Source organism: Kitasatospora sp. NPDC101183 (genome assembly GCF_044767945.1).
GTDB lineage: Bacteria > Actinomycetota > Actinomycetes > Streptomycetales > Streptomycetaceae > Kitasatospora.
Window position 1 is genome coordinate 80,795 of record NZ_JBIWOW010000012.1, and the last position, 22,164, is coordinate 102,958.

A 22,164-nucleotide genomic window follows, 5' to 3' on the forward strand; every position below is an offset into this window, starting at 1 on the left:
CCCTTCGGTCGTCCTGGGCAGTACACCGGAACCGGGACAAAGGTCCCCATCCATTCCCCCCGCCCGTGCAGGCCGGCCAGGTCCGCCCGCAGGAAAGGCCGCGCTTTGTCACGAAACGCCGAGGGCGGCCGTCGCACGCCGTCGCTGAACCTCAGGCCCGTCAAGCGGCTCAAGCGGCCGTCGGCGCCCGCCGGCGGCGGCAAGAAGCCGCGCCGCCCGAAGCGCACCGGCTGGCGTCGGCTGATCCCCACCTGGCGGATGACCCTGCTCGGCTTCGCCGCGTCGATCCTGCTCGGCGTCGGCCTGTTCGCGCTGGGCGTCGCCCTGGTCAAGGTCCCGGACGCGCACGCCACCGCCGTCGCCCAGAGCAACACCTGGCTCTACTCGGACGGTTCGGTGATCACCCGCACCGGCCAGACCAACCGGCAGAACGTCGGCCTGGACAAGGTCTCCCCCGCCGCCCAGCACGCCGCCCTGGCCGCCGAGGACCGCAACTTCTACAACGAGGGCGCCGTCAACCTCCAGGGCCTGGCCCGCGCGGCCCTCAACACCGCCAAGGGCGAGGGCACCCAGGGCGGCTCCACGATCACCCAGCAGTACGTGAAGAACACGTACCTCAACCAGAAGCAGTCCGTCACCCGCAAGGTGAAGGAGCTGTTCATCGCGATCAAGGTGGACGCCACCGAGAGCAAGGACGAGATCCTCGCCGGGTACCTCAACACCTCGTACTACGGCCGCGGCGCGTACGGCATCCAGGCCGCCTCTCAGGCGTACTTCGGCGTGGACGCCTCCGCCCTCAACGCCGCCCAGGGCGCCTACTTGGCCACCCTGCTGAACGCCCCCAGCGCCTACGACGTCGCCACCGCCACCCCGGCGGGCAAGCAGAACGCCGTCAACCGCTGGAACTACGTGATGGACGGCATGGTCAAGGAGGGCTGGCTGCCCGCCGACGAGCGCGCCAGGACCGTCTTCCCCGAGGTCAAGGACCCGCAGCCCAACCCGGGCCTGTCCGGCCAGGCCGGCTACCTGGTCGACGCGGCCACCCAGTACCTCACCGCGAGCGGGGTCATCAACGAGACCGAGCTCGCCAAGGGCGGCTACACGATCAAGCTGAGCATCGACCCGAACCGCCAGCAGGCCCTCCAGGACTCCGTCCAGGCGCAGCTGCACGACACCCTGAACCCGGACAAGCGCAAGAAGGACGCGGCCGCCCAGGCCGGCGCCGTCTCCGTCGACCCGAAGACCGGCGCGGTCGTCGCCCTGTACGGCGGCGTCGACTACGTCAAGCACTACGTGGACAACGCGACCCGGCGCGACTACCAGGCCGGCTCGACCTTCAAGGCGATCGCCCTGGCCGCCGCCTTCGAGAACAACGCCCAGACCCAGGACGGCCGCACGATCACCCCGCGCACGGTCTACGACGGCACCAGCGGCCGCAAGGTCCGCGGCGGCAAGGGCACCCCGTACGCGCCGCCGAACGAGGGCGACAAGAGCTACGGCCAGATCAGCCTCCAGCAGGCCACCGACTGGTCGGTCAACTCGGCCTTCGCCCAGCTCGCGCAGGACACCGGGCTGCAGAAGGTCAAGGACACCGGCATCGCGCTGGGCCTGCCCTCCAACACCCCGGGCCTCGACCCTGTGCCGTCCATCCCGCTGGGCGCGGCCACCCCGAGCGTGCTCGACGTGGCCGGCGTGTACGCCACGCTGGACAACGGCGGCAAGCAGGTCACGCCGTGGCTGGTCGCCTCGGTGGACCGCGAGGGCGAGGCCGTGCAGCTGCCCGCGCGCAAGACCACCCAGGCGATCAGCGCGGACACCGCGAACCAGGTCACCTCGATGCTCCAGGGCGTGGTGAGCGACCCGGGCGGCACCGGCTGGCGCGCGAAGGCGCTGGGCCGCCCGGTGGCGGGCAAGACCGGCACCACCGACGACCAGAAGTCCGTCTGGTTCGTCGGCTACACCCCCGAGCTGGTCACCTCCGTCGCCCTGTTCGGCCAGGACCCGGCCACCGGCGCCCAGGTCTCGCTCAGCGGCATCGGCGGGATCGACGGCGCGGCGGGCGGCCAGTTCCCGGCGCAGATCTGGACGAGCTACATGAAGGCGGCGCTCAAGGGCCAGCCGGTGAGCGACTTCCCGACCCCGGCGAGCAGCGCCGGCGACGCGGGCGCCACCGACCAGCCGACGGCGCCGAGCACCCCGAGCAGCGCCCCGTCCACCGGCACCCCCGGCACGACGGGCGGCGCGACCCCGGGCGACTCCTCGGGCACCTCCTCCGGCGGCGGCGCCTCCTCGGGCCAGAGCACCCAGCCCACCACGCAGCCGACCCGCCCGACGAGGCCGACCAAGCCGTCCCCGTCCGCGCCGTCGACCGACCAGCCGGTGCCCAAGCCGACCAGCCCGTCCACGGGCGGGACCGACGCCGGCACGGGTACGGGCACGGGCGGCGGCTCGGGCACCGGTTCCGGAACGGGAGCCGGTGCCGGTACGGGCGCCGGAGCGGGAGCCGGGACGGTCGCGGGCGGGTGATCCCGGCGGGCGGGTGAGCACTCCACTGCGGACAGTCCGCAGCAGGACCGAATACCGGAATGGCACCTTACCGACGTACCGGTACGACTGTCAGAATGCGTCGGTGCACAGCTCAACGGCCTCCTCACCCTCCCGCCGCCCCTCCGGCCGGACCCTCGGACTCGGCCTCGCCCTGGTCTCCGCCGTCGCCTTCGGCGGCTCCGGCACCGCCGCCAAACCCCTGATCGAGGCCGGGCTCTCCCCCCTGCACGTGGTGTGGCTGCGGGTCACCGGCGCCGCCGTGGCGCTGCTGCCCGTCGCCTACCGGCACCGGGACGCCGTCCTGCGCCGCCCCGGCCTGCTGCTCGGCTTCGGGCTGCTCGCGGTGGCCGGCGTCCAGGCCTGCTACTTCGCGGCGATCTCCCGCATCCCCGTCGGCGTCGCCCTGCTCATCGAGTACCTCGGGCCGCCGCTGCTCATCGGCTACGTCAAGTTCGTCCAGCGCCGCCCGATCAGCCGGGGCGCCGCCGTCGGCGCGGGCGTGGCCGTGACCGGCCTGGCCTGCGTGGTCGAGGTGTGGAACGGCCTGGGCTTCGACGCGATCGGCGTGCTCTTCGCCCTGGGCGCGGCCTGCTGCCAGGTCGGCTACTTCGTGCTCGCCGACGCCGGCCGCCGGGGCGAGCGCCCGGTCGACCCGCTGGCCGTCAGCGCCTTCGGGCTGCTGATCGGCGCGGTGGTGCTCACCGCCTTCACCCGGCCCTGGCAGGCCGACTGGAGCCCGCTCGGCGGCTCGGTGGTGATGAACGGGCACTCCCTGCCCGCGCTGATCCCGGCGGCCTGGATGGTGCTGATCGCGACGGTGCTCGCCTATCTGACCGGCGTGGTCTCCGTCGGGTACCTCTCACCGCCGGTCGCCGGGGTGGTGGCCAACCTGGAGGCCGTGGTCGCCACCGTCCTGGCCTGGGTCCTGCTGGGTGAGCACCTCGGGCCGCCGCAGATCGCGGGCGGCCTGCTCGTCCTCGCCGGGGCCGTCGCGGCGCAGGCGAGCAAGCCGGCGCAGGAGATCGCTCCCGTGGAACCCCTGGAGAGGGCGGCCGCCGGGGCCGACGGTCAGCGGCCGACCCATCCGAACCAGTCGAAGTGACCGATCGGCCACACCACGGCCGACACCGGCCCGACCACGTTGTCCACCGGAACGGCCCCGCCGCCCGGGCCCTGCCGGTGGTAGCGGGAGTCGGCGGAGTCGCTGCGGTGGTCGCCCTCGACCCAGATGTACCCGGCGGGCACCGTCACCGGCCCGAAGTCCAGGCCCGCGCAGGAGTCGTCCCCGGGGTGCAGGTACGGCTCGTCGACCTTCTTCCCGTCCACGGTCAGCGTGGTGCCGGTGCACTGCACGGTGTGGCCGCCGGTCGCGATGACCCGCTTGACCAGGTAGTTGTCGTCCTTCGGCGGCACCAGCCCGACGAAGCTCAGCACCGAGGTCGCGGCGCCGGTGACGGGGTTGGAGTCGGCCGGCTGCGGCGGCAGCCAGCCGCCCGGGTCCTTGAACACCACCGGCTGCCCCGGCTCCGGCTCCCAGCCGGTCAGCGGGGCCAGCTTGTTCACGCCCACGCGGTCGCCCACGCGCAGGGTGTTCTCCATCGAGCCGGACGGGATGGTGAACACCTGGAACAGGCAGGTCTTGATCACCAGCGCGACCGCGAGACCGACCACCACCATCACCGGCAGCTCGATCCACCACGGACGCTGCTTGCGCCCGGCCCGGCGGGCCTTCCCGCGGCCGCGGCGGCGGGCCTCGGCCCGTCCGCCGGGGGCGGGCTCGCGCTCGGACTCGCCGGTCGCCTCGGGCAGGTTCACCGCCATCGTCGCTGCTCCACCTCTCCGGCCGGGAAGACTGCACGCTACGCCAACCCCGGAGCGTCACGAAATCGGGCGTTTACCCGGGCCCGACACTCCGGGCCCGGTCACGCGCCCTGCCGGTTCTCAGGCCCGGGCGATGGCCTCGTGGTGGCGGATCACCTCGGCGATGATGAAGTTCAGGAACTTCTCGGCGAAGACCGGGTCCAGCTTCGCCCCGGCCGCCAGCTCCCGCAGCCGCTTGATCTGGTCCCGCTCGCGCGCCGGGTCGGCCGGCGGCAGCTTGTGCTCGGCCTTGAGCCGGCCCACCCGCTGGGTCGCCTTGAAGCGCTCGGCGAGCATGTGGACCACCGCGGCGTCGATGTTGTCGATGCTCTCGCGCAGGCTGGTCAGCTCCGCCCGAACGGCGTCGTCGATCCCCTCGGTCGCGCCGGTGGCGGGGGTCGTGGAGTGGTCCGTCATCGGGGAGGCTCCCGGTGTCTGGGGTGGGCGCCCGGCCGTACGGCGGCCGGGCTCGGGCCCGCGCCAATCTAACAGGGCGCCCGCGCCGGGCCCCGGCCGTCGCGGAATCCGTCCACCATCCGGACACGCCTGCGGACCGCCGCCGTTGGGGTCCCGGCCCGTAGGCTGGGCGCGTTTGACCGGAAGTGACGACTCTGCAGTCCCTCAGTCCTGGAGGTACCGATCGTGGCAACCACCCGCACCGCCCACACCGACTGGGAAGGCGACCTGCTCCACGGCAACGGGCTGGTCACCTTCGACTCGTCCGGGATCGGCGAGTACCCCGTCTCCTGGCCCGCCCGCGCCGAGCAGCCGAACGGCAGGACCAGCCCGGAGGAGCTCATCGCCGCCGCGCACTCCGCCTGCTTCTCGATGGCCCTCTCCCACGGCCTGACGGGCGCCGGCTCCCCGCCCACCAAGCTCAACACCCGGGCCGACGTGACCTTCCAGCCCGGCACGGGCATCACGGGCATCCACCTGACCGTCATCGGCCAGGTGCCCGGGCTCGACGAGGCCGGGTTCGTCAAGGCCGCCGAGGACGCCAAGGCCAACTGCCCGGTCAGCCAGGCCCTGACCGGTACCACGATCACGCTGACGGCCAGCCTGGCCTGACCGGCCGGAGAGCGGTCGGGGCCGGTCGGGCGTGCCGCCGCACGGCCACTCACGACCGTTCCTGATCGATTCCGGTTCATTCGCGTCAGATTCCGACTGAGCACGGACCGTTGGGGGCGCATTTGGCGTCCCTTTCAGATCGTTCCCGGCGCACGACCAGCGCCCCGGGGGCGCGGGATCGGCGCACGCGCCCCCGGCGCACGTCATGTGATGTGCACCGGGGGCGTCCGAACGTATCGGGACACATGATCCCAAGGCGGTCGAATCACCCTGGCGGCGGTCACCGCGCGTTGCCGTCGCGGCCTATGATCGGCCGCAGTGCCCTGTTCCTCACACGGCTCCCCCGCGCGACAGCGCCCCACGACGGGCGCCCCGCACCGGACCGACCCCGAGGACCGCGACAGGGCGCGGAGCCGGCCGCCGGGGTCCCCGTCCGCCGGACTGACCAGCGTCAAGCGTCAGCAGCGGACGGGAGCATGCCGTGCCGGGCCAGAACGAGGGGGCCGACGCACACCACCCGGGCGTGCGGCACGAGGAGTCGCCGCACCGCCGCCACCTCGGCGCGCCGGTCCTGGAACCCCCCGCCGCCCACCCAGCGGGCACGGCCTGCGGCACCCTGGACGACCAGGAGCAGCCGCTCTGCCCCACCTGCTCCGCCCCGCTGACCGGCGCCGGCCGGCCGCTGGACGCCCTGCGGGCCAGCGAGTCCCGGTTCCGCACCGCCTTCTGCAACGCCGGCATCGGGATGGCCCTGATCGGGCCCGACGACCGGATCATCGAGGTCAACCCGGCGCTCGCCGCCCTCATCGGCCGCAGCGTCGCCGACCTCGTCGGCACCCACCTCCACCGGATCATCGACCCCGAGGGCCTGCCGAACCGGCTCTTCGCCGAACTCGCCGACGGCGGGCGGGAACGGTTCCGCGTGGAGAAGCAGCTCCGGCACCGCGAGGGCCACCTCATCTGGAGCAAGGTCACCGTCTCCCTCATCCGCGACGGCGAGGGCGAGCCGCTCTACACCCTCGCCCTGGTCGAGGACATCACCGAGCAGCGCCGCCTCGGCGACCGCCTGGAGTACCAGGCCCTGCACGACCCGCTGACCCGGCTGCCCAACCGCACCTCCTTCTTCGAACGCCTCGACGCCGCCTGCCTCACCGCCGACGGGCTCGCCCCGGCGGAGGAGGACGGGCGCCGCGTCGGCGTCTGCTACCTCGACCTCGACGGCTTCGCCGCGATCAACGAGACCCTCGGCCACCACATCGGCGACCAGTTGCTGATCGCCGTCGCCGCCCGGCTCCAGCACGGCCTCTCCGGGCCCGGCGCCCACCTGGTCGCCCGGATGGGCGGCGACGAGTTCGCCGTCCTCGTCGCCGACAGCGCGGGCAGCGAGCAGCTCACCGCACTGGCCGCCCGCATCCTGGAGGCGCTGGAGCGCCCCTTCGACGTCGCCGGGCACCGGCTGGTGATCACCGCCAGCGTGGGCGTGGTCGAGCGGTCCGTCCACGAGACCACCCCGACCGACCTGGTCAAGGACGCCGACGCCACCCTGTACTGGTCCAAGGCCGACGGCCGCGCCCGCTGGACGCTGTACGACCCCGACCGCGGCGCCCACCAGCTGACCCGCCAGCGCCTGGCCACCGCCCTGCGCCCGGCCCTGGAGCGCGGCGAGTTCACCATCGAGTACCAGCCGCTGGTCGGCCTCGCGGACGGGACGGTGCACGGCGCCGAGGCCCTCGTCCGCTGGCGCCACCCCCGCTACGGAACGCTCTCCCCCGACCGCTTCATCCCGCTCGCGGAGGAGTCCGGCGCGATCGTCCCGCTCGGGAAGTGGGTCCTGGAGGAGTCCTGCCGCCAGGCGCGGCAGTGGCTCAGCGAGTTCCCCGACACCGAGACCTTCGTCAGCGTCAACCTGGCCGCGCGGCAGATCTGGGACTCCGACGTGGTCGCCGACGTCGCCCGGGCGCTGGAGAGCACCGGCCTGCCGGCCCGGCTGCTCCAGCTGGAGATCACCGAGAGCGCCCTGCTCGGCCCCGGCGGGCGGCCCTCGCAGGCCCTCCAGGCGCTCGCGGACATGGGCGTGCGGATCGCCATCGACGACTTCGGCACCGGCTACTCCAACCTGGCGTACCTCTCCCGGTTGCCGGTGCACGTGCTCAAGCTCGACGGCACCTTCATCCAGGGCTTCCGCGACCCCGCCCCGGCGCCCCGCCCCGAGTCCGGAACCCGGCGCAGCGACGCCGACGAGCAGATCGTCGGCGCCATGGTGCAGCTGGCCCACACCCTCGGCCTGACCGTCACCGCCGAGGGCATCGAGAGCGCCGCCCAGGCCGAACGCCTCCGCCTCACCGGCTGCGACACCGCCCAGGGCTGGTACTTCGCCCGCCCCGGCGAGGCCGAGCACGTCGCCGCCATACTCCGCGAATCCCGCCCCACCGCCCCCGCCGCCCCGACCGCCCCGTAGCCCGGGCCGACGGCGCCGGCCCGGGCCCGGGCTGCGGCCGTCAGGCGGTGGTCGGGAGGCCGTAGGCCTCGGCGATGAGGCCGTAGGAGCGGAGGCGGGCCTCGTGGCCGTGGATGTGGGAGGTGACCATCAGCTCGTCGACGCCGGTGCGCTTGCGGAGGGCCTCCAGGCCGTCGGCGACCTCGCCTGCTGAGCCGAGGACGACGTTCTCCAGCCAGCTGTCGATGAACTCCGCCTCGGCCGGGCTGTACGGGTAGTCCTCGGCCTCCTGCGGGGTGGGGATGGGGCCGGGGTTGCCGCGGCGGAGGCGGAGCATCCCGAGGGCGGCGGAGCGGGCGAGGCGGCGGGCCGCGGCCTCGTCGTCGGAGGCGACGGCCGTCACGCCGATCAGCGCGTACGGCTCGGAGAGCACCTCGGAGGGGCGGAACGAGGAGCGGTAGAGGTCCAGCGCGGGGAGGGTGTTGGCGCTGCTGAAGTGGTGGGCGAAGGCGAAGGGCAGGCCGAGGCGCCCGGCCAGCTGGGCGCTGAAGCCGGAGGAGCCGAGCAGCCAGACCGGCGGGCGGCCCTCGCCCCGGGGGACGGCGGTGAGCCGGGCGTACGGGTGGCCGTCGGGGAAGTCCCCGTCGAGGAAGTGGGTCAGCTCCGCGAGCAGCCTCGGGAAGTCGTCCGCGCCCTCGCCGAGGCCCCGGCGCAGTGCCCGGGCGGTGGCCGGGTCGGTGCCGGGGGCGCGGCCGAGCCCGAGGTCGATCCGGCCGGGGTGGAGGGCCTCCAGCAGGCCGAACTGCTCGGCGATGGTCAGCGGGGCGTGGTTGGGCAGCATGACGCCGCCCGAGCCGAGCCGGATGGTCGAGGTGTGGGCGCCGAGGTGGGCGAGCAGGACGGCCGGGTTGGAGCTGGCCACGCCGGGCATGCCGTGGTGTTCGGCCACCCAGAAGCGGTGGTAGCCCCAGGCCTCGGCCCGCCGGGCCAGTTCGGTGGTGGCGGCCAGGGCCTCGGCGGGGGTGAGGCCGACGCCGACGGTGGCGAGGTCGAGGATCGAGAGCGGGGCGGGGGCCGTGCCCCGGGCGGTCCCTCTGACCGCCGCCGCGGGCTCCGGCGTGCTCGGCTGCCGCTGCTGGTCCCCGGTGGTCGTTCCGTCCGTCATGCCGTCGTCCTTCCGGCTGTGCTCGGGGCGGCCGGTCGCCTGCCCCTCCTCGCCGCGGGGGTCAACCACGGCCGCGGGCCCGCTGTTCCCGCGCCCCGCCCCCGGAGGCTCGGAATCCGCCCGGGCACGGCTCGGGAGCGGCTCGGGAGCGGGCGGAGGAGGGCCGGTTCGGGCCCCGGGAACCCGGGGTGCTTCATGGCATGAAAAGTCGAAGCGCTAGCGTGGACCTTGGAGCCTTCTGCTCCCCGGGCGACGTGAAGGGAGGCCGGCCTTGGAATTCCTGACGGCGATCGGCTCCTCGTGGATCTGCGCCCTGGCCCTGTGCGCGGTGCTCGGGGACGCCCTGCTCCCGTTCATCCCGAGCGGGACCCTGGTGATCCTGGCCGTGCTCAAGACGGCCCCGATCGAGGGCGCCCCGATACTGCTCGGCCTGGGTGTGGCGGTGGCGTCGTTCCTGGGCGACCTGCTGCTGCTCCACCTCGCCCGCAGGGGCGCGCCCGTCCTGCAGCGAAGACTGGCCCGGCGGCCGAAGCTGGCGGACAGCGTGGCGCGGGTGCAGCGGGCCCTGGTGGACCGGCCGCACGGCGCGGCGGCCGCGATGGTCGTGGTCGCGCGGTTCGTCCCGGCGGGGCGGACGGTGCTGGACGTGGCGATCGGCCACTCCACGACCCACCACCCGCACCGGTTCCTGCACTGGTCGGCGCTGGCGGCGCTGGTCTGGGCCGCGTACATCGTGACGCTGGGCTGGCTGAACAGCCACTGGTTCAACACGGCCTGGCTGAGCCTGGGCGTGTCCTGCGCGGCGGCGACGGCCGTCAGCACGGCGATCGCGCGCATCATCCGGCGCAACCGGCGGCTCGCCGCGCTCTGAGCGCCCCCGCACCCACGCCCTCACCGACGCCTGCCCGTGCGGGCAACTCCGCTGCCCGGACGGGCGACGGAGGATACCGGGCGCTGACGAACTCCGACCGATTCGTTCCGACCGGCGGTACGGTACTGCCCTGACGGCCCGGCGAGCGAAGCGTCACAGCACCGCAACAGAGCGACGGTTCCCGCAGCCGGACCGGGCCCGCCGCACGTGGTGACTGTTGTCGGAGCCGACGGCCTTGGTCGCGGCTGCGGCCGCATGACATGCTTACGGCGGAAAATTCATCAATTGCCCGATTTGACCGGTACGGCCCTCGGCCACCCTCACCACCGGCGTCGGGCTCCAGGGGAGACCATGACCAGCATCTCGCGCAGGACGGTGCTCAGTGCGACCGCCGCGACCGCCGCCCTCGGCGCGGTCACGGCCTGCTCCAGCGGCGGGTCGGGTTCCAAGGGCTCCACCCCCGGCGCGGGCGGCGACGGCGGCACCGCGCAGAACACCACCGGCGACCCGACCAAGGCGGTCGTGCCCAAGGGCACCCCGATCGGTGACGGGTCCACCGCGGACACCGGTCCGCAGCCGAACCAGCCCAAGCCCGAGAAGCTCAAGCCGGGCGAGCGCCCACCGCAGTTCGTGGTCTTCTCGTGGGACGGCGCGGGCGGCACCGACGACGGCCAGTTCCCGCGCTTCCTCAAGCTCGCGGAGGAGCACAAGGCCACGATGACCTTCTTCCTCTCCGGCATCTACGCGCTGCCGAAGGGCAAGTCCGAGCTCTACCACCCGCCGAAGCACTCCGTCGGCGCCTCCGACATCCCGTACCTCTCGGACGGCGCGGTCAAGAGCACCCTGAAGCTGATCAGCCAGGCCTGGGTGGCCGGGCACGAGATCGGCACGCACTTCAACGGGCACTTCTGCTCGACGCGTTCGGACCACAACGGCGTCAACATGTGGACGCCGGAGGACTGGCAGAGCGAGATCGACCAGGCCATCGGCTTCGTCACCCAGTGGAAGACCAACACGGGCTTCACCGACGTCGATCCGCTGCCCTTCGACTACAAGAAGGAGCTGATCGGCGGCCGCACCCCCTGCCTGGAGGGGCAGAAGGCGCTGCTGCCGACCATCGCCAAGCTGGGCTGGAAGTACGACGCGAGCTCGCCGGGCGGTCTCCAGATATGGCCGCAGAAGGTGCAGGACGGCAAGGTCTGGGACTTCCCGCTGCAGTCCATCCCGTTCCCCGGGCACGCCTTCCAGGTGCTGTCGATGGACTACAACATCCTCGCCAACCAGTCCAAGGGCAGCACCAAGGGCGACCCGAACTCGTACGGCGCCTGGCGCACCGAGGCCACCAACGCGTACGTGGCGGGCTTCGAGCGGGCGTACAACAGCAACCGGGCGCCGTTCTTCGTCGGCAACCACTTCGAGCAGTGGAACGGCGGCATCTACATGGACGCCGTCGAGGAGGCGCTCAAGCAGATCGCGGGCAAGCCCGAGGTCCGGCTGGTCTCCTTCAAGCAGCTGGTCGAGTGGCTGGAGGTGCAGGACCAGTCCACCCTGCGCAAGCTCCGCTCGCTCAACGTCGGCCAGGCGCCGGGCGGGGGCTGGGACGCCTTCCTCGGCTCGGCGGGCGCGGCGGCCACGCCCACGAGCTGACCTGCGGACTCCCGGGCCCCGGACGGCAGTTGCCGTTCGGGGCCCGTTCGTTCACCCGGCCAGCAGCCCGCACACGATCCGGTCGGCGCCGGCCTCGCCCCACAGGATCGAGTAGTGGTTGCTGCCCGCGACCGGCGAGGCGGGCACCCGGGCCGTGTCCAGCCCGGCGAGGGCGATCCGCCCGGGGTCGTACAGGCCCTGCGGCTCGTCGAGCAGTCCGCGTTCCGCCCAGAGGAGTTCGGCCGGGCAGGGCAGCCGGTGGACGGCGGCGGCCGCCTCCGCGTCGAGCAGGACCTGGGCGCCGTCCACCCGGACGGCCTCCGGCACGCAGGAGGAGCGCAACTCCGGTTCCTCGCCGACGAGATCGCGCTGGGTGTAGGCGTCGATCTCCTCCGTCCACGCCGGGCCGAAGGCCGGGTGGCGGAGCCAGAACTCCCGGTACGCGGCACGGTCGGGGAAGGTGGTCGACAGCCGGGCCAGGGCGGGGCCGAGCACGGCGGCCAGGGCGTCCTCCTCGCCGACTCCCTCGGGCAGCGGGAAGGACAGCGCACCGTCCACCAGCAGCACCCGGCGTACGAGCGCGGGGTGGCGCACGGCCGCCAGCGCCGTGACCCAGGCGCCCATGGAGTGGCCGACGACGGTGACGGGCCCGGCGCCGAGGGCGGTGATCAGCGCGGCCACGTCCTCGGCGTGCCGCGCCAGGCCGTAGGGCCCGGGGACCGTACGGCTGGCGGCGCGGCCGCGCAGGTCGGGGGCGACCAGGGTGACCCGCCCGGCGAGGCGGCGGGCGACCTCGAACCAGGACAGGCCGTTGGCGGTGATGCCGTGCACCGCCACCACGACCGGCGCCCCCTCGGCGGCGGCGGGCCAGCGCAGGGCGGCGAGGTCGCCGCCGGGGACGGGGACGGTGAACTCCTCGGGGTGCGGGCTCACGCGGGGGTACCTCCGGTGGGTCTTTCGGCGGGAATGCCGGAACCGTAGGTGTGCGGTGGAAGCTGCGACATGTGTCCGAACTACATAACAGCCCAAGGGAATATAGAGCCCGGCGATATGCCGCCCGGCGTATTCGCGCCGGTATCACCCGAGCTCGCCACCCTGGCCAAGAATCATAGTATCTTCACGCTCGAGTGGTGATCATTCCTCCTCATGCTTGCGATCGCCCTTGTGTTCCATGAGAGTTGAAGCCGCCGACTCCGGGGGGAGCAACCATGACCTTGCCGTTCTCACGACGAGGGGACGTCGGAACGGCCCACGAGGGGAACACCGGAAGGACGTACGACGAGGACCTGGCCACCGAGCCCGAAGCCCCGTACGACTACGCCCACTTCAGCCGCCTCGCCGGCCCCGCGCACGATCCCGACGAGCCGGACGACCACGACGGCCTCGGCGGAGGCGTCTACCGGCCGGACCCGGGAGCACACACGGCCGTCCGCCCGGCCGAGCCCTACCGGGTGCGCTACCGCAGCCTGCTGCGCCACGAGCCGCACCGCCTGCGCGCCGCCCTGCTGCTGCTGGCCGCGCCCCTGGTGGAGACCGTCCTGCTGGTCTGGCTGATGCTGCCGGAGCACTGGCCGGTGCGCCCCGACGAGAGCAACTCCCTCGTCCTGCTGGGCGACAAGGTGATGATCGGGATCATCGCCCTGGTCGAGGTGTTCCGCCTGGTCAACGTCGTCTCCAACGTCCACGCCACCCTCGCCGCCCGCGACCCGATCCCGGTGACGCCCGAGCGCGGCACCCGGGTCGCCTTCCTCACCACCTGCGTGCCCGGCAAGGAGCCCCCGGAGATGGTCCGGGCCACCCTGGCCGCCGCCCGGGCGGTACGCCACGAAGGACCGTACGACGTCTGGCTGTTGGACGAGGGAAACGATCCTGCAATGCGCTCCCTCTGCGCCGACCTGGGCGTGCGCCACTTCACCCGCGCCGACCGCCCGCACTGGAACCTGCCCAAGGGCCGCTTCCGGGCGAGGACCAAGCACGGCAACTACAACGCCTGGCTCCAGGCGCACGGCGACGACTACGACTTCTGGGTCTCCGTGGACACCGACCACGTGCCGCTGCCGGACTTCTGCGAGCGCATGCTCGGCTACTTCCGCGACCCCGACGTGGCCTTCGTGGTCGGCCCCCAGGTGTACGGGAACTACAGCAGCTCCGGCTCGGCCGTCACCAAGTTCTCCGAGAGCCAGCAGTACCTCTTCCACGCGCTCGTCCAGCGCGCCGGGAACCGCTACGGCGCACCGATGTTCGTCGGCACCAACAACGCCGTCCGGATCAGCGCCCTCCAGGCGATCGGCGGCCTGTCCGACTCCATCACCGAGGACATGGCCACCGGCCTGGAGTTCCACCGCAGCCGCAACGCGGAGACGGGCGAGCGCTGGAAGTCGGTGTACACCCCGGACGTGCTCGCCGTCGGCGAGGGCCCGTCCTCCTGGACGGACTTCTTCTCCCAGCAGCTGCGCTGGAGCCGCGGCACCTACGAGACCCTGCTGACCCGCTACTGGCGGGTGATGTGGCGGCTCTCGCCGGGCCGGCTGCTCAACTACTCGCTGATGGTGGGCTTCTACCCGATGGCCGCGCTCACCTGGCTGCTCGGCGGCGTCTCCAGCGTGCTCTACCTGGGCTTCGGAGCCTCCGGCGTCCACGTCTCCTCGGAGATCTGGATGATGCTCTACAGCGATGCCGCCGTGCTCCAGCTGCTGCTCTACACCTGGAACCGCAAGCACAACGTCAGCCCGCACGAGCCGGCCGGCTCCTCCGGGGTGGCGGGCATGGCGATGTCGGCGCTGTGCGGGCCCGTCTACGCGGCCTCGCTGCTCCAGGCCCTGGTGCGCCGGCGCGGCGGGTTCGTGGTGACGCCCAAGGGCCGCTCGGCCAGCGCCGACCGGCCGGGCGCCTTCCGCTACCACCTGTTCTGGGCGCTGGTGTTCGGCGGGGCCTTCACCGCCTCCTTCTTCACCGGCTACGACCACGTCGCGATGCGCACCTGGGCCTGCATCGCCCTCGCGCTGACCGTCCTGCCCGTGCTGGTGACGGCCGCCGACGCCGTCCGGCGCCGCCGCACCCGGCCGACCTCGAACCTCGCGTTCACCAGCGGCCCGGAGGCGCCGCGCGTCCTGCTGGAGAAGCGCGGGCCCCGGCACGCCGTACCGCCGCAGGGGCGGGCGCCGGCGCACGAGGCGCTCGACTCGCCGACCGTGCCGCTGCGGCTCGTCCGCGCCGAGGACGGCGACCCGTCCGGCGACCCGTCCGGCGACCCGTCCGGCGACCCGTCAGCCCACCCGTCCGCCGAGCTCGTCTCCCGAGGGGACTCCACCACGTGAAGATCCACAAAGCCGGACGGACGAGGCGCTTCGCCCTCGGCAGCACCGTCGCCCTGACCGTCGCCGGGATGAACGCCCCGGCCGTGCTCGGCTTCGCGAACGAGCGGTACCACCAGTACGTGATCAACCGCCCCGAGTACAAGGCGGAGTTCGGGCACTGGCAGACCCTCTCGCTGCCCGCGAAGTTCCGGGTCAACGCCGTCCACGCGACGCTGCTGCACACCGGCAAGGTGCTGATCGTCGCCGGTTCGGGCAACGACGAGAAGCAGTTCGACGCGGGCACCTTCAAGAGCCTGCTCTGGGACCCGGCGAAGAACACGTACAAGCTGATCCCCACCCCCGCCGACATGTTCTGCGGCGGCCACGCCTCCCTCCCGGACGGCCGGGTGCTGGTCGCCGGCGGCACCGCCCGGTACGAGAAGCTGGACGGCGCGGTGAAGAGGGCCGGCGGCGTGATGCGGGTCCGCAACGAGAGCCCCGACGCCGCCCGGACCTTCGACAAGGGCACCGTCTTCGTCGCCCCGAACGGGCGCGAGTACGTCTCCACCGCCCCGGTGACCGTCCCCGCCGCCACCAAGGCCGGCGCGGGGAAGCAGACCGTGGTCACCGCCGGGGAGCAGCACGTCTTCGTCGAGGCCTCCGGCGAGGGCCGCGACTGGGTCTCCACCTCCCCCGCGCAGTACCGGATCAAGGGTCTGAACGGCGCCGACGCCCACAACCTCTACGGGCAGAGCGCCAAGCTGACCCTGGACAAGCAGGACTACCAGGGCATCCGCGCGGCCTTCGAGTTCAACCCGGACACGGAGCTGTACGAGCAGGTCACCGACATGGCGCACGCCCGCTGGTACCCGACGCTCACCGGGCTCGGCGACGGCCGCGTCGTCACCGTCTCGGGCCTGGACGACACCGGGGAGATCCTCAACGGCAACGACAACGAGGTCTACGACCCGAAGTCCAAGTCCTGGTCCAAGGGCCCCGACCGCTACTTCCCGACCTACCCGGCGATCTTCCTGACGGCGAGCGGCAAGCTCTTCTACTCCGGCTCCAACGCGGGCTACGGCCCCGCCGACAAGGGCCGCGACCCGGGCGTGTGGGACCTGGCCACCAACGGCTTCCAGCGCGTCCCCGGCCTGCGCGACCCCGGGCTGACCGAGACCTCCGCCTCGGTGCTGCTGCCGCCCGCGCAGGCGCAGAAGGTGATGGTGCTCGGCGGCGGGGGCGTCGGGGAGTCCCCGCAGTCCACCGCCCGCACCGACATCGTCGACCTCACCGCGCCGAAGCCCGCCTTCGTACCCGGCCCGGACCTCCCGGCCGGCGGCACCCGCTACCTCAACAGCGTGATCCTGCCGGACGACACCGTGTTCACCACCGGCGGCTCCAGCGGCTACCGGGGCCGGGGGGACAGCGACCTGCTCAGGGCGCAGGTGTACCACCCCGACTCCGGCACCTTCACCAAGGCCGCCGAGCCGACCGTGGGCCGCGACTACCACTCCGAGGCGCTGCTGCTGCCGGACGGCCGGGTCGCGGTGCTCGGCTCCAACCCGCTGTTCGCCGACAAGGCCGAGACCCAGCCGGGCGGCTTCGAGCAGCGCATCGAGATCTACACCCCGCCGTACCTGTACCGCGGGGACCGGCCCGAGATCGGAGCCGCCCCGGAGGCGGCGAAGCTCGGCTCCACGATCGAGGTCGCCACCTCCCGGCCGGGCGCGGTGGCCACCGCCAAGCTGATCCGGCCGAGTTCGGTCACCCACGTCACCGACGTCGAGCAGCGCTCGGTGGCGCTGGACGTCACCGGGCGCGGCCCGGGCAGCGTCTCGCTCGCGCTGCCGAAGAACCCCAACCTGCTGCCGCCCGGCTGGTACATGCTCTTCCTCGCGGACGGCGCCGGGACGCCGTCGGTGGCCCGCTGGGTGGAAGTGACCGCCTAGCCCACGCCTAGCCCACGCCTAGCCCTGCCGCGCCGCTCGGACGAGCCCGAGGGCGTACGGCAGCCAGAACTCGCCCGCCCCGGGCTCGCCCCGGCCGCACTCGCCGTCGGACTCCCCCGGGTTCTTGATCCACAGGTAGGCGTCGACCCCGGGCCGCCCGGTGTCGGCGGTCGGCGCGGCGCCCAGCGCCCGCCCGGGCGGGTTGCACCAGGCGTCGGAGCCCCCCGAGCCGTTGCCGTTGCGGCTGGTGTCGACGACGAAGTGCTTGCCGTCCAGGGCGGCGGAGAGCCGGGCGCCGTAGGCGGCGTCGCGGTCGGTGTCGTAGAAGTTGGAGACGTTCACGGCGAAGCCGTCCGCCAAGGCGATGCCGGACTTGCGCAGGGCGCCGGCCAGCTCGCCCGGGTCCTGCACCCAGCCGGGGTTGCCCGCGTCCAGGTAGACCCGGACGTTCGGACGCTTCTTCAACTCCTGGACGGCGAAGGCGAGGAGGCCGTAGCGCTCGGCGGCCACGTCTCCCTTGACCCCGCAGCCGTCCAGGGTGTGGGCGACGGCGTCCGGCTCCAGCACCACCCAGGCCCGGCGGTCCCCCAGGGCCTGCGCAACCTCGGTGATCCAGGCCCGGTAGGCGGCCGCGTCGGCGGCCCCGCCGGCGGAGTAGAGGCCGCAGTCGCGGTGCGGGATGTTGTACGCGACGAAGACGGCCGTCCGGTTCGCCTCCGTGGCGCTGCGGCCGACCTGCTCGGCGATCTGCGCGGCGCCCCGCTCTCCGAGCCACTGCGAGGAGGGCTGGGCGGCGATCCTGGCCAGCTCGTCGGCCTCCGCCGCACGGCCCTGGGTGCGCAGCGCGCCCATCTGGCGGGCGGCGTTGGTGCGGTCGGACACGAAGAAGGTCTGGCCCGGCAGTTGGGGCAGGCCCCCGGCCGGTGCGGCGGACCCCGTCCCCGCCACCGGGGGCACGGCCTCGACGGCCGGGGCCCCCTTGGGGCCGCCTCCGGAGTCGCATCCCACGAGCAGCCCCGCGAGAAGCCCCGTCAGGACCGGCCCCGCAGACCACCGCAACGTTCCCACCCGGCGCACGTGTTGCCCCTCCCCAGGACCGGCGGTACCGCCCGCCGGCCGGGGACCAGCTAAGCACACGCGCCGACGGCCGCACGGCCCGACCGGTGAACGGCGCGTGGCCGTGGGGGGGCGGAACGCTCCGCCCCCCCACGGCCGTCGTGCCGGCTCAGCCCTGCTTGACGTCCGGGATCCGCCAGTCGATCGCCTCGGCACCGAAGCCGTCCAGCGCCGTGTTGATCTGCGAGAACGGGCGGCTGCCGAAGAACAGCTTCGCGGACAGCGGCGACGGGTGCGCGCCCTGCACGACCACGTGCTTCTCGGTGTCGATCAGCGGGAGCTTCTTCTTGGCGTAGTTGCCCCACAGCACGAAGACCACCGGCTCCTCGCGGGCGCTCACGGCCTTGATCACCGCGTCGGTGAACTTCTCCCAGCCCTTGGCCTTGTGCGAGTTGGCCTCGTGCGCGCGGACGGTGAGCACCGCGTTGAGCAGCAGCACGCCCTGCTCGGCCCAGTGCATCAGGTACCCGTTGTCGGGGGCCGGGATGCCGAGGTCGGCGTCCAGCTCCTTGAAGATGTTGCGCAGCGAGGGCGGCGTCTTGGTGCCGGGGAGCACCGAGAAGCTCATGCCGTGGGCCTGGCCGTCGTCGTGGTACGGGTCCTGGCCGAGGACGAGCACCCGCACCTTCTCGTACGGCGTGGCCTCCAGCGCGCTGAACTCCTGGCCGCTCGGCGGGAACACCTGGTGCTCCGCGCGCTGGGCGGCCACGAAGGCCGCCAGCTCGGCGAAGTACGGCTTCGCCGTCTCCTCGCCCAGCACCTCGCGCCAGGACTCGGGCAGTTCCAGCCCGCCGCCCTCGCCGGCCTCGACCGCGCTCGCCTGGACCGTCTCCGTCACGACATCCACCTTCCACACCGCGGCTGTTGCGCCGCACGCCCTCTTGCACCCCGAACGCTACACAGACCCACCGACAGCCCGCTCCGGAGTCCTGGAGTTCTCCTCGGGCGCCGCACGCGAAACCCGAAGGTGCTCCAGCACGTTGAGCCCCACCAGCACCACCGCGAGCGTGGTCAGCACCACCAGGGCGGGCAGCCGCACCATCGCGGGCGCGAGGGCCAGCACCACGGCGGCCGTGCCCAGCCTGGTCGTGGCGACCTTGCGGAACATCATCCAGCGCGTGTAGCCGAAGGTCAGCAGGTAGAGCGCGCAGCCCCCGTACAGCAGCGCCACCGCGCCGGGCCCGAGCTCGTGCCAGGGCTCGGCGACGGTCTCGCCGAAGCCGACGGCCACCCCGATCACCCCGGCGGCCAGCGCCAGGTGGCCGTACTGGAAGATCCGCCGGATGACGTCCCGGCGCGAGTCGGCGACCTCGACGGCGTGGCGCATCGCGTCGGAGGCGTAGACGAAGTACTGCCACCAGAGCCCGGCCGAGATGGTGAACGCGGCGGCCACGGCGGCGAGTTCGGCCGCGTCCAGCCGGGATTCGGCCGCCGTGCCACCGATGCCGACGATGGACTCCCCGATCGCCACCAGCAGGAACAGCGCGAACCGCTCCGGCATGTGCGTCGGGTGGTAGGCCACCGCGGCGAGCCTGCGCCGGAACACCAGCGGCGCCGAGAGGTCGCACAGTGCGGCCGCCGCCCACAGCGCCAGCCGCGGGCCGTCCGGCAGCAGCCCGCCGATGACCAGCAGCGGCCCGCTGACCAGCACCCCGGCCCCGTACGGCCCCTGCCACACGCCCGGGACGCGGACCAGCAGGAGCAGCAGCACCACCCGCGCCAGCCAGTACGCGAGGCCGAGCAGCAGGCCGCGCCCGGCCCAGGCGCCGGGGACGGCCAGGGCCATGAACAGGCCGGCCAGGCCGACGAGCAGGATGCCCAGGCGGTCCCGCAGGTTGTCCACGTCGCGGATGTTGGCCTGCACGGTGGTGCCGACCCAGCACCAGTACACGGGGACGAAGACCACCAGGGCCCGCGCCAGCCCGAGCGCGTCGTGGTGGTGGTGCAGCAGCGCGGAGACCTGCGTGATCGCGAAGACGAAGACCAGGTCGAAGTACAGCTCGGCCCAGGTGACCCGCTTCTCCCGCGCCTCTTCCCCCGTCGTGCCCATCCGCCCGTTCCTCCCCCGTCCATGGACCCGCGAAGGGCCCCGCCCCGGCTCCACGGCCGGGACGGGGCCCACAAAAAGCACCTAGATCAGCTCGACCAGGTCCGCGATCGACGCGACCACCCGGGTCGGCCGGTACGGGAACCGCTCGACGTCCTCGGCGGCGGTCAGGCCGGTGAGCACCAGGATGGTCTCCATCCCGGCCTCCATGCCCGCGACGATGTCGGTGTCCATCCGGTCGCCGATCATCACGGCGGACTCGGAGTGGGCCCCGGCGGAGTTCAGCGCCTCGCGCATCATCAGCGGGTTGGGCTTGCCGACGAAGTACGGCTCGACGCCCGTCGCCTTGGTGATCAGCGCCGCGACGGAGCCGGTGGCCGGCAGCACACCCTCGGTGGAGGGGCCGGTCTCGTCCGGGTTGGTGCAGATGAACCGGGCGCCCTGGTTGATCAGGCGGATCGCCTTGGTGAGCGCCTCGAACGAGTACGTCCGGGTCTCGCCGAGCACGACGTAGTCGGGGTTGTTGTCGGTCAGCACGTAACCGGCCTGGTACAGCGCGGTGGTGAGGCCGGCCTCGCCGATGACGTACGCGGTGCCGCCGGGGCGCTGGCCCTTGAGGAACTTCGCGGTGGCCAGGGCGGAGGTCCAGATGCACTCCTCCGGCACCTCCAGGCCCATGCCGGCCAGGCGGGCGCTGAGGTCGCGCGGGGTGTAGATGGAGTTGTTGGTGAGCACCAGGAACGGCTTGCCGGACTCCCGCAGCCTGCGCAGGAACTCCTCCGCCCCGGGAATCGGCGTGCCCTCGTGGATGAGGACCCCGTCCATGTCGGTCAGCCAGGACTCGATGGGCTTGCGGTCTGCCACGTGCGTGTCTCCCGAAGTGTTGCAGCGTCTTGCGTGGGGGGCCCTGACGCGGCCCAGCCTAATCGGCGCACTCCGACGAGGACAGGACGTATCGCCCGGCGGACGCCGGGCTCAACGGACGGGGGCCAAAGCGGGAGCAACCGGGCGGGGTGCGGCCGCGCGCGGTGTGGTTGGGTGGGCGGCATGAGCGATGAATCCTCGCGGGCGCTGCGGGTCGGTCTGATCGGGTACGGCCTGGCCGGGTCCGCCTTCCACGCGCCGCTGATCGCGGGCACGCCGGGGATGCGGCTGGAGGCCGTGGTCACCGCCAACCCGCAGCGGCGGGAGCAGTTGGCCCGGGAGCACCCCGGCGCGCGGGCGGTGGACACGCCCGAGCGGCTGCTGGCCGATCCGGAGGCGCTGGACCTGGTGGTCGTCGCCTCGCCGAACCGCACCCACGCGCCGCTGGCGGGGGCGGCGCTGCGGGCCGGGCTGGCCACCGTGGTGGACAAGCCGCTGGCGGGGACGGCCGCCGAGGCGCTGGAGCTGTGCCGGCTGGCGGACTCGCGCGGCGTGCTGCTGTCCGTGTTCCAGAACCGGCGTTGGGACGGGGACTTCCTCACCGCGAGCCGCCTGGTGCGCGGCGGCGCGCTGGGCCGGGTGCACCGGTTCGAGTCCCGGTTCGAGCGGTTCCGCCCCAAGCCCAAGCCGGGCTGGCGGGAGCTGGCCGACCCGGCGGAGGCCGGGGGCACCCTGTACGACCTGGGCAGCCACCTCGTCGACCAGACGCTGACCCTGTTCGGGCCGGTCGAGACGGTGTACGCCGAGATCGACGTGCGCCGCGACGGCGCGGTGGTCGACGACGACGCCTTCCTCGCCCTCACCCACGCCTCGGGCACCCGCTCCCACCTGTGGACCAGCGCCCTCACGCCGCTGGCCGGCCCCCGGCTGCGGGTGCTCGGCGACACCGCCGGGTACGTCAAGTCGGGCATGGACCCGCAGGAGGCCGACCTGCGGTCGGGCCTGCGCCCCGGCGGCGGCCGCCCGTGGGGCGCGGACCGGCCGGAGCGGTACGGGACGCTGGGGACGGACGAGTCGGCGATCTCCCTGCCCACCGACCCGGGCGACTACCCGGCCTTCTACGCCGGGATCGCCGCCGCCCTCACCGTCCCGGGCACCCCTGCGCCCGTGGACCCGTACGACGCCGTGGCCGCGCTGACCGTCCTGGAGGCCGCCCGCGCCTCGGCGGCGACGGGGACGACGGTACGGCTGACCTGACGTTCTTTACCCTGCCTTTACGTTGCGGGCTACGATGACC

Annotated in this window: 17 protein-coding genes; 9 read left to right on the plus strand and 8 right to left on the minus strand. The window is 73.3% G+C overall.

Translation table 11 applies throughout. From position 1 onward, the window contains the following. The first annotated feature begins 105 nt into the window (after nucleotides 1-105). Nucleotides 106-2,526 (plus strand): transglycosylase domain-containing protein, encoded by a 2,421-nt coding sequence (locus tag ACIRRS_RS18390; protein ID WP_402971793.1) that lies wholly within the window; start codon nucleotides 106-108, stop codon nucleotides 2,524-2,526. A gap of 103 nt (nucleotides 2,527-2,629) precedes the next feature. Continuing rightward, entirely contained in the window at nucleotides 2,630-3,649 is a 1,020-nt protein-coding gene (locus ACIRRS_RS18395; protein WP_402971795.1) for an EamA family transporter, read from the plus strand. On the opposite strand, the gene lepB is transcribed toward ACIRRS_RS18395, so the two are convergent. Further along, nucleotides 3,616-4,368 carry a signal peptidase I gene (gene lepB / locus ACIRRS_RS18400; RefSeq protein ID WP_402971797.1) on the minus strand — a complete coding sequence of 251 codons (753 nt, stop codon included), beginning with the start codon at nucleotides 4,366-4,368 and terminating at the stop codon, nucleotides 3,616-3,618. The two genes, ACIRRS_RS18395 and lepB, sit on opposite strands and share 34 nt — an antisense overlap. 120 nt (nucleotides 4,369-4,488) lie before the next feature. Beyond that, a complete protein-coding gene (locus tag ACIRRS_RS18405) occupies nucleotides 4,489-4,824 on the minus strand; it encodes a chorismate mutase (RefSeq protein ID WP_402971799.1) in 336 nt (111 codons plus the stop codon). 225 nt (nucleotides 4,825-5,049) lie between these two features. Here ACIRRS_RS18405 and ACIRRS_RS18410 point away from each other — a divergent pair, with 225 nt between their 5' ends. Then, on the plus strand, nucleotides 5,050-5,475 hold the full coding sequence (locus ACIRRS_RS18410) for an OsmC family protein (RefSeq protein WP_402971801.1): 426 nt from the start codon (nucleotides 5,050-5,052) through the stop codon (nucleotides 5,473-5,475). A gap of 481 nt (nucleotides 5,476-5,956) precedes the next feature. Further along, nucleotides 5,957-7,933 (plus strand): putative bifunctional diguanylate cyclase/phosphodiesterase, encoded by a 1,977-nt coding sequence (locus tag ACIRRS_RS18415; protein ID WP_402971802.1) that lies wholly within the window; start codon nucleotides 5,957-5,959, stop codon nucleotides 7,931-7,933. A 40-nt stretch (nucleotides 7,934-7,973) separates the two neighbouring features. Here ACIRRS_RS18415 and ACIRRS_RS18420 read toward each other — a convergent pair whose 3' ends face one another. Continuing rightward, the gene (locus ACIRRS_RS18420) at nucleotides 7,974-9,077 is read right to left on the minus strand and encodes an LLM class flavin-dependent oxidoreductase (RefSeq protein ID WP_402971804.1); all 1,104 of its coding nucleotides are present in this window, start codon (nucleotides 9,075-9,077) and stop codon (nucleotides 7,974-7,976) included. A gap of 271 nt (nucleotides 9,078-9,348) precedes the next feature. Here ACIRRS_RS18420 and ACIRRS_RS18425 point away from each other — a divergent pair, with 271 nt between their 5' ends. Then, complete coding sequence (locus tag ACIRRS_RS18425) at nucleotides 9,349-9,948, plus strand: DedA family protein (RefSeq protein ID WP_402971806.1); 600 nt, start codon at nucleotides 9,349-9,351, stop codon at nucleotides 9,946-9,948. Between the two features lie 351 nt (nucleotides 9,949-10,299). Then, entirely contained in the window at nucleotides 10,300-11,595 is a 1,296-nt protein-coding gene (locus ACIRRS_RS18430) for a hypothetical protein (protein ID WP_402971808.1), read from the plus strand. 51 nt (nucleotides 11,596-11,646) lie between these two features. Here ACIRRS_RS18430 and ACIRRS_RS18435 read toward each other — a convergent pair whose 3' ends face one another. Continuing rightward, nucleotides 11,647-12,528: an alpha/beta hydrolase gene (locus ACIRRS_RS18435; RefSeq protein ID WP_402971809.1), complete on the minus strand. Its 882-nt coding sequence runs from the start codon at nucleotides 12,526-12,528 to the stop codon at nucleotides 11,647-11,649. A gap of 275 nt (nucleotides 12,529-12,803) precedes the next feature. On the opposite strand from ACIRRS_RS18435, the gene ACIRRS_RS18440 reads away from it, so the two are divergent. After that, nucleotides 12,804-14,912, plus strand: coding sequence for a glycosyltransferase family 2 protein (locus ACIRRS_RS18440; protein ID WP_402971811.1), 2,109 nt, complete (start codon nucleotides 12,804-12,806; stop codon nucleotides 14,910-14,912). After that, a complete protein-coding gene (locus tag ACIRRS_RS18445; RefSeq protein WP_402971812.1) occupies nucleotides 14,909-16,840 on the plus strand; it encodes a galactose oxidase-like domain-containing protein in 1,932 nt (643 codons plus the stop codon). Before ACIRRS_RS18440 ends, ACIRRS_RS18445 begins: the two co-directional genes overlap by 4 nt. 18 nt (nucleotides 16,841-16,858) lie before the next feature. Here the strand turns inward: ACIRRS_RS18445 and ACIRRS_RS18450 are convergent, their stop codons facing one another. The 4 genes from ACIRRS_RS18450 to ACIRRS_RS18465 form a co-directional block, all read right to left on the minus strand. Continuing rightward, the gene (locus tag ACIRRS_RS18450) at nucleotides 16,859-17,854 is read right to left on the minus strand and encodes a glycoside hydrolase family 6 protein (RefSeq protein ID WP_402972075.1); all 996 of its coding nucleotides are present in this window, start codon (nucleotides 17,852-17,854) and stop codon (nucleotides 16,859-16,861) included. Nucleotides 17,855-18,065: 211 nt separating this feature from the next. After that, entirely contained in the window at nucleotides 18,066-18,794 is a 729-nt protein-coding gene (locus ACIRRS_RS18455; protein WP_402971814.1) for a uracil-DNA glycosylase, read from the minus strand. 57 nt (nucleotides 18,795-18,851) lie between these two features. Then, nucleotides 18,852-20,006 carry a low temperature requirement protein A gene (locus ACIRRS_RS18460; RefSeq protein ID WP_402971816.1) on the minus strand — a complete coding sequence of 385 codons (1,155 nt, stop codon included), beginning with the start codon at nucleotides 20,004-20,006 and terminating at the stop codon, nucleotides 18,852-18,854. An 81-nt stretch (nucleotides 20,007-20,087) separates the two neighbouring features. Next, nucleotides 20,088-20,867, minus strand: a complete 780-nt coding sequence (locus tag ACIRRS_RS18465) for an HAD-IIA family hydrolase (protein WP_402971818.1) — start codon at nucleotides 20,865-20,867, stop codon at nucleotides 20,088-20,090. A 183-nt stretch (nucleotides 20,868-21,050) separates the two neighbouring features. Between ACIRRS_RS18465 and ACIRRS_RS18470 the strand changes: the two genes are divergently transcribed. After that, entirely contained in the window at nucleotides 21,051-22,124 is a 1,074-nt protein-coding gene (locus ACIRRS_RS18470; RefSeq protein ID WP_402971820.1) for a Gfo/Idh/MocA family oxidoreductase, read from the plus strand. Nucleotides 22,125-22,164 lie beyond the last annotated feature (40 nt).

Coding starts and splice junctions, on each gene's coding strand:
- lepB (WP_402971797.1), bottom strand. CDS start 4,368: ATGGCGGTGAACCTGCCCGAGGCGACCGGCGAGTCCGAGCGCGAGCCC.
- ACIRRS_RS18460 (WP_402971816.1), bottom strand. CDS start 20,006: ATGGGCACGACGGGGGAAGAGGCGCGGGAGAAGCGGGTCACCTGGGCC.
- ACIRRS_RS18470 (WP_402971820.1), top strand. CDS start 21,051: ATGAGCGATGAATCCTCGCGGGCGCTGCGGGTCGGTCTGATCGGGTAC.
- ACIRRS_RS18430 (WP_402971808.1), top strand. CDS start 10,300: ATGACCAGCATCTCGCGCAGGACGGTGCTCAGTGCGACCGCCGCGACC.
- ACIRRS_RS18440 (WP_402971811.1), top strand. CDS start 12,804: ATGACCTTGCCGTTCTCACGACGAGGGGACGTCGGAACGGCCCACGAG.
- ACIRRS_RS18420 (WP_402971804.1), bottom strand. CDS start 9,077: ATGACGGACGGAACGACCACCGGGGACCAGCAGCGGCAGCCGAGCACG.
- ACIRRS_RS18405 (WP_402971799.1), bottom strand. CDS start 4,824: ATGACGGACCACTCCACGACCCCCGCCACCGGCGCGACCGAGGGGATC.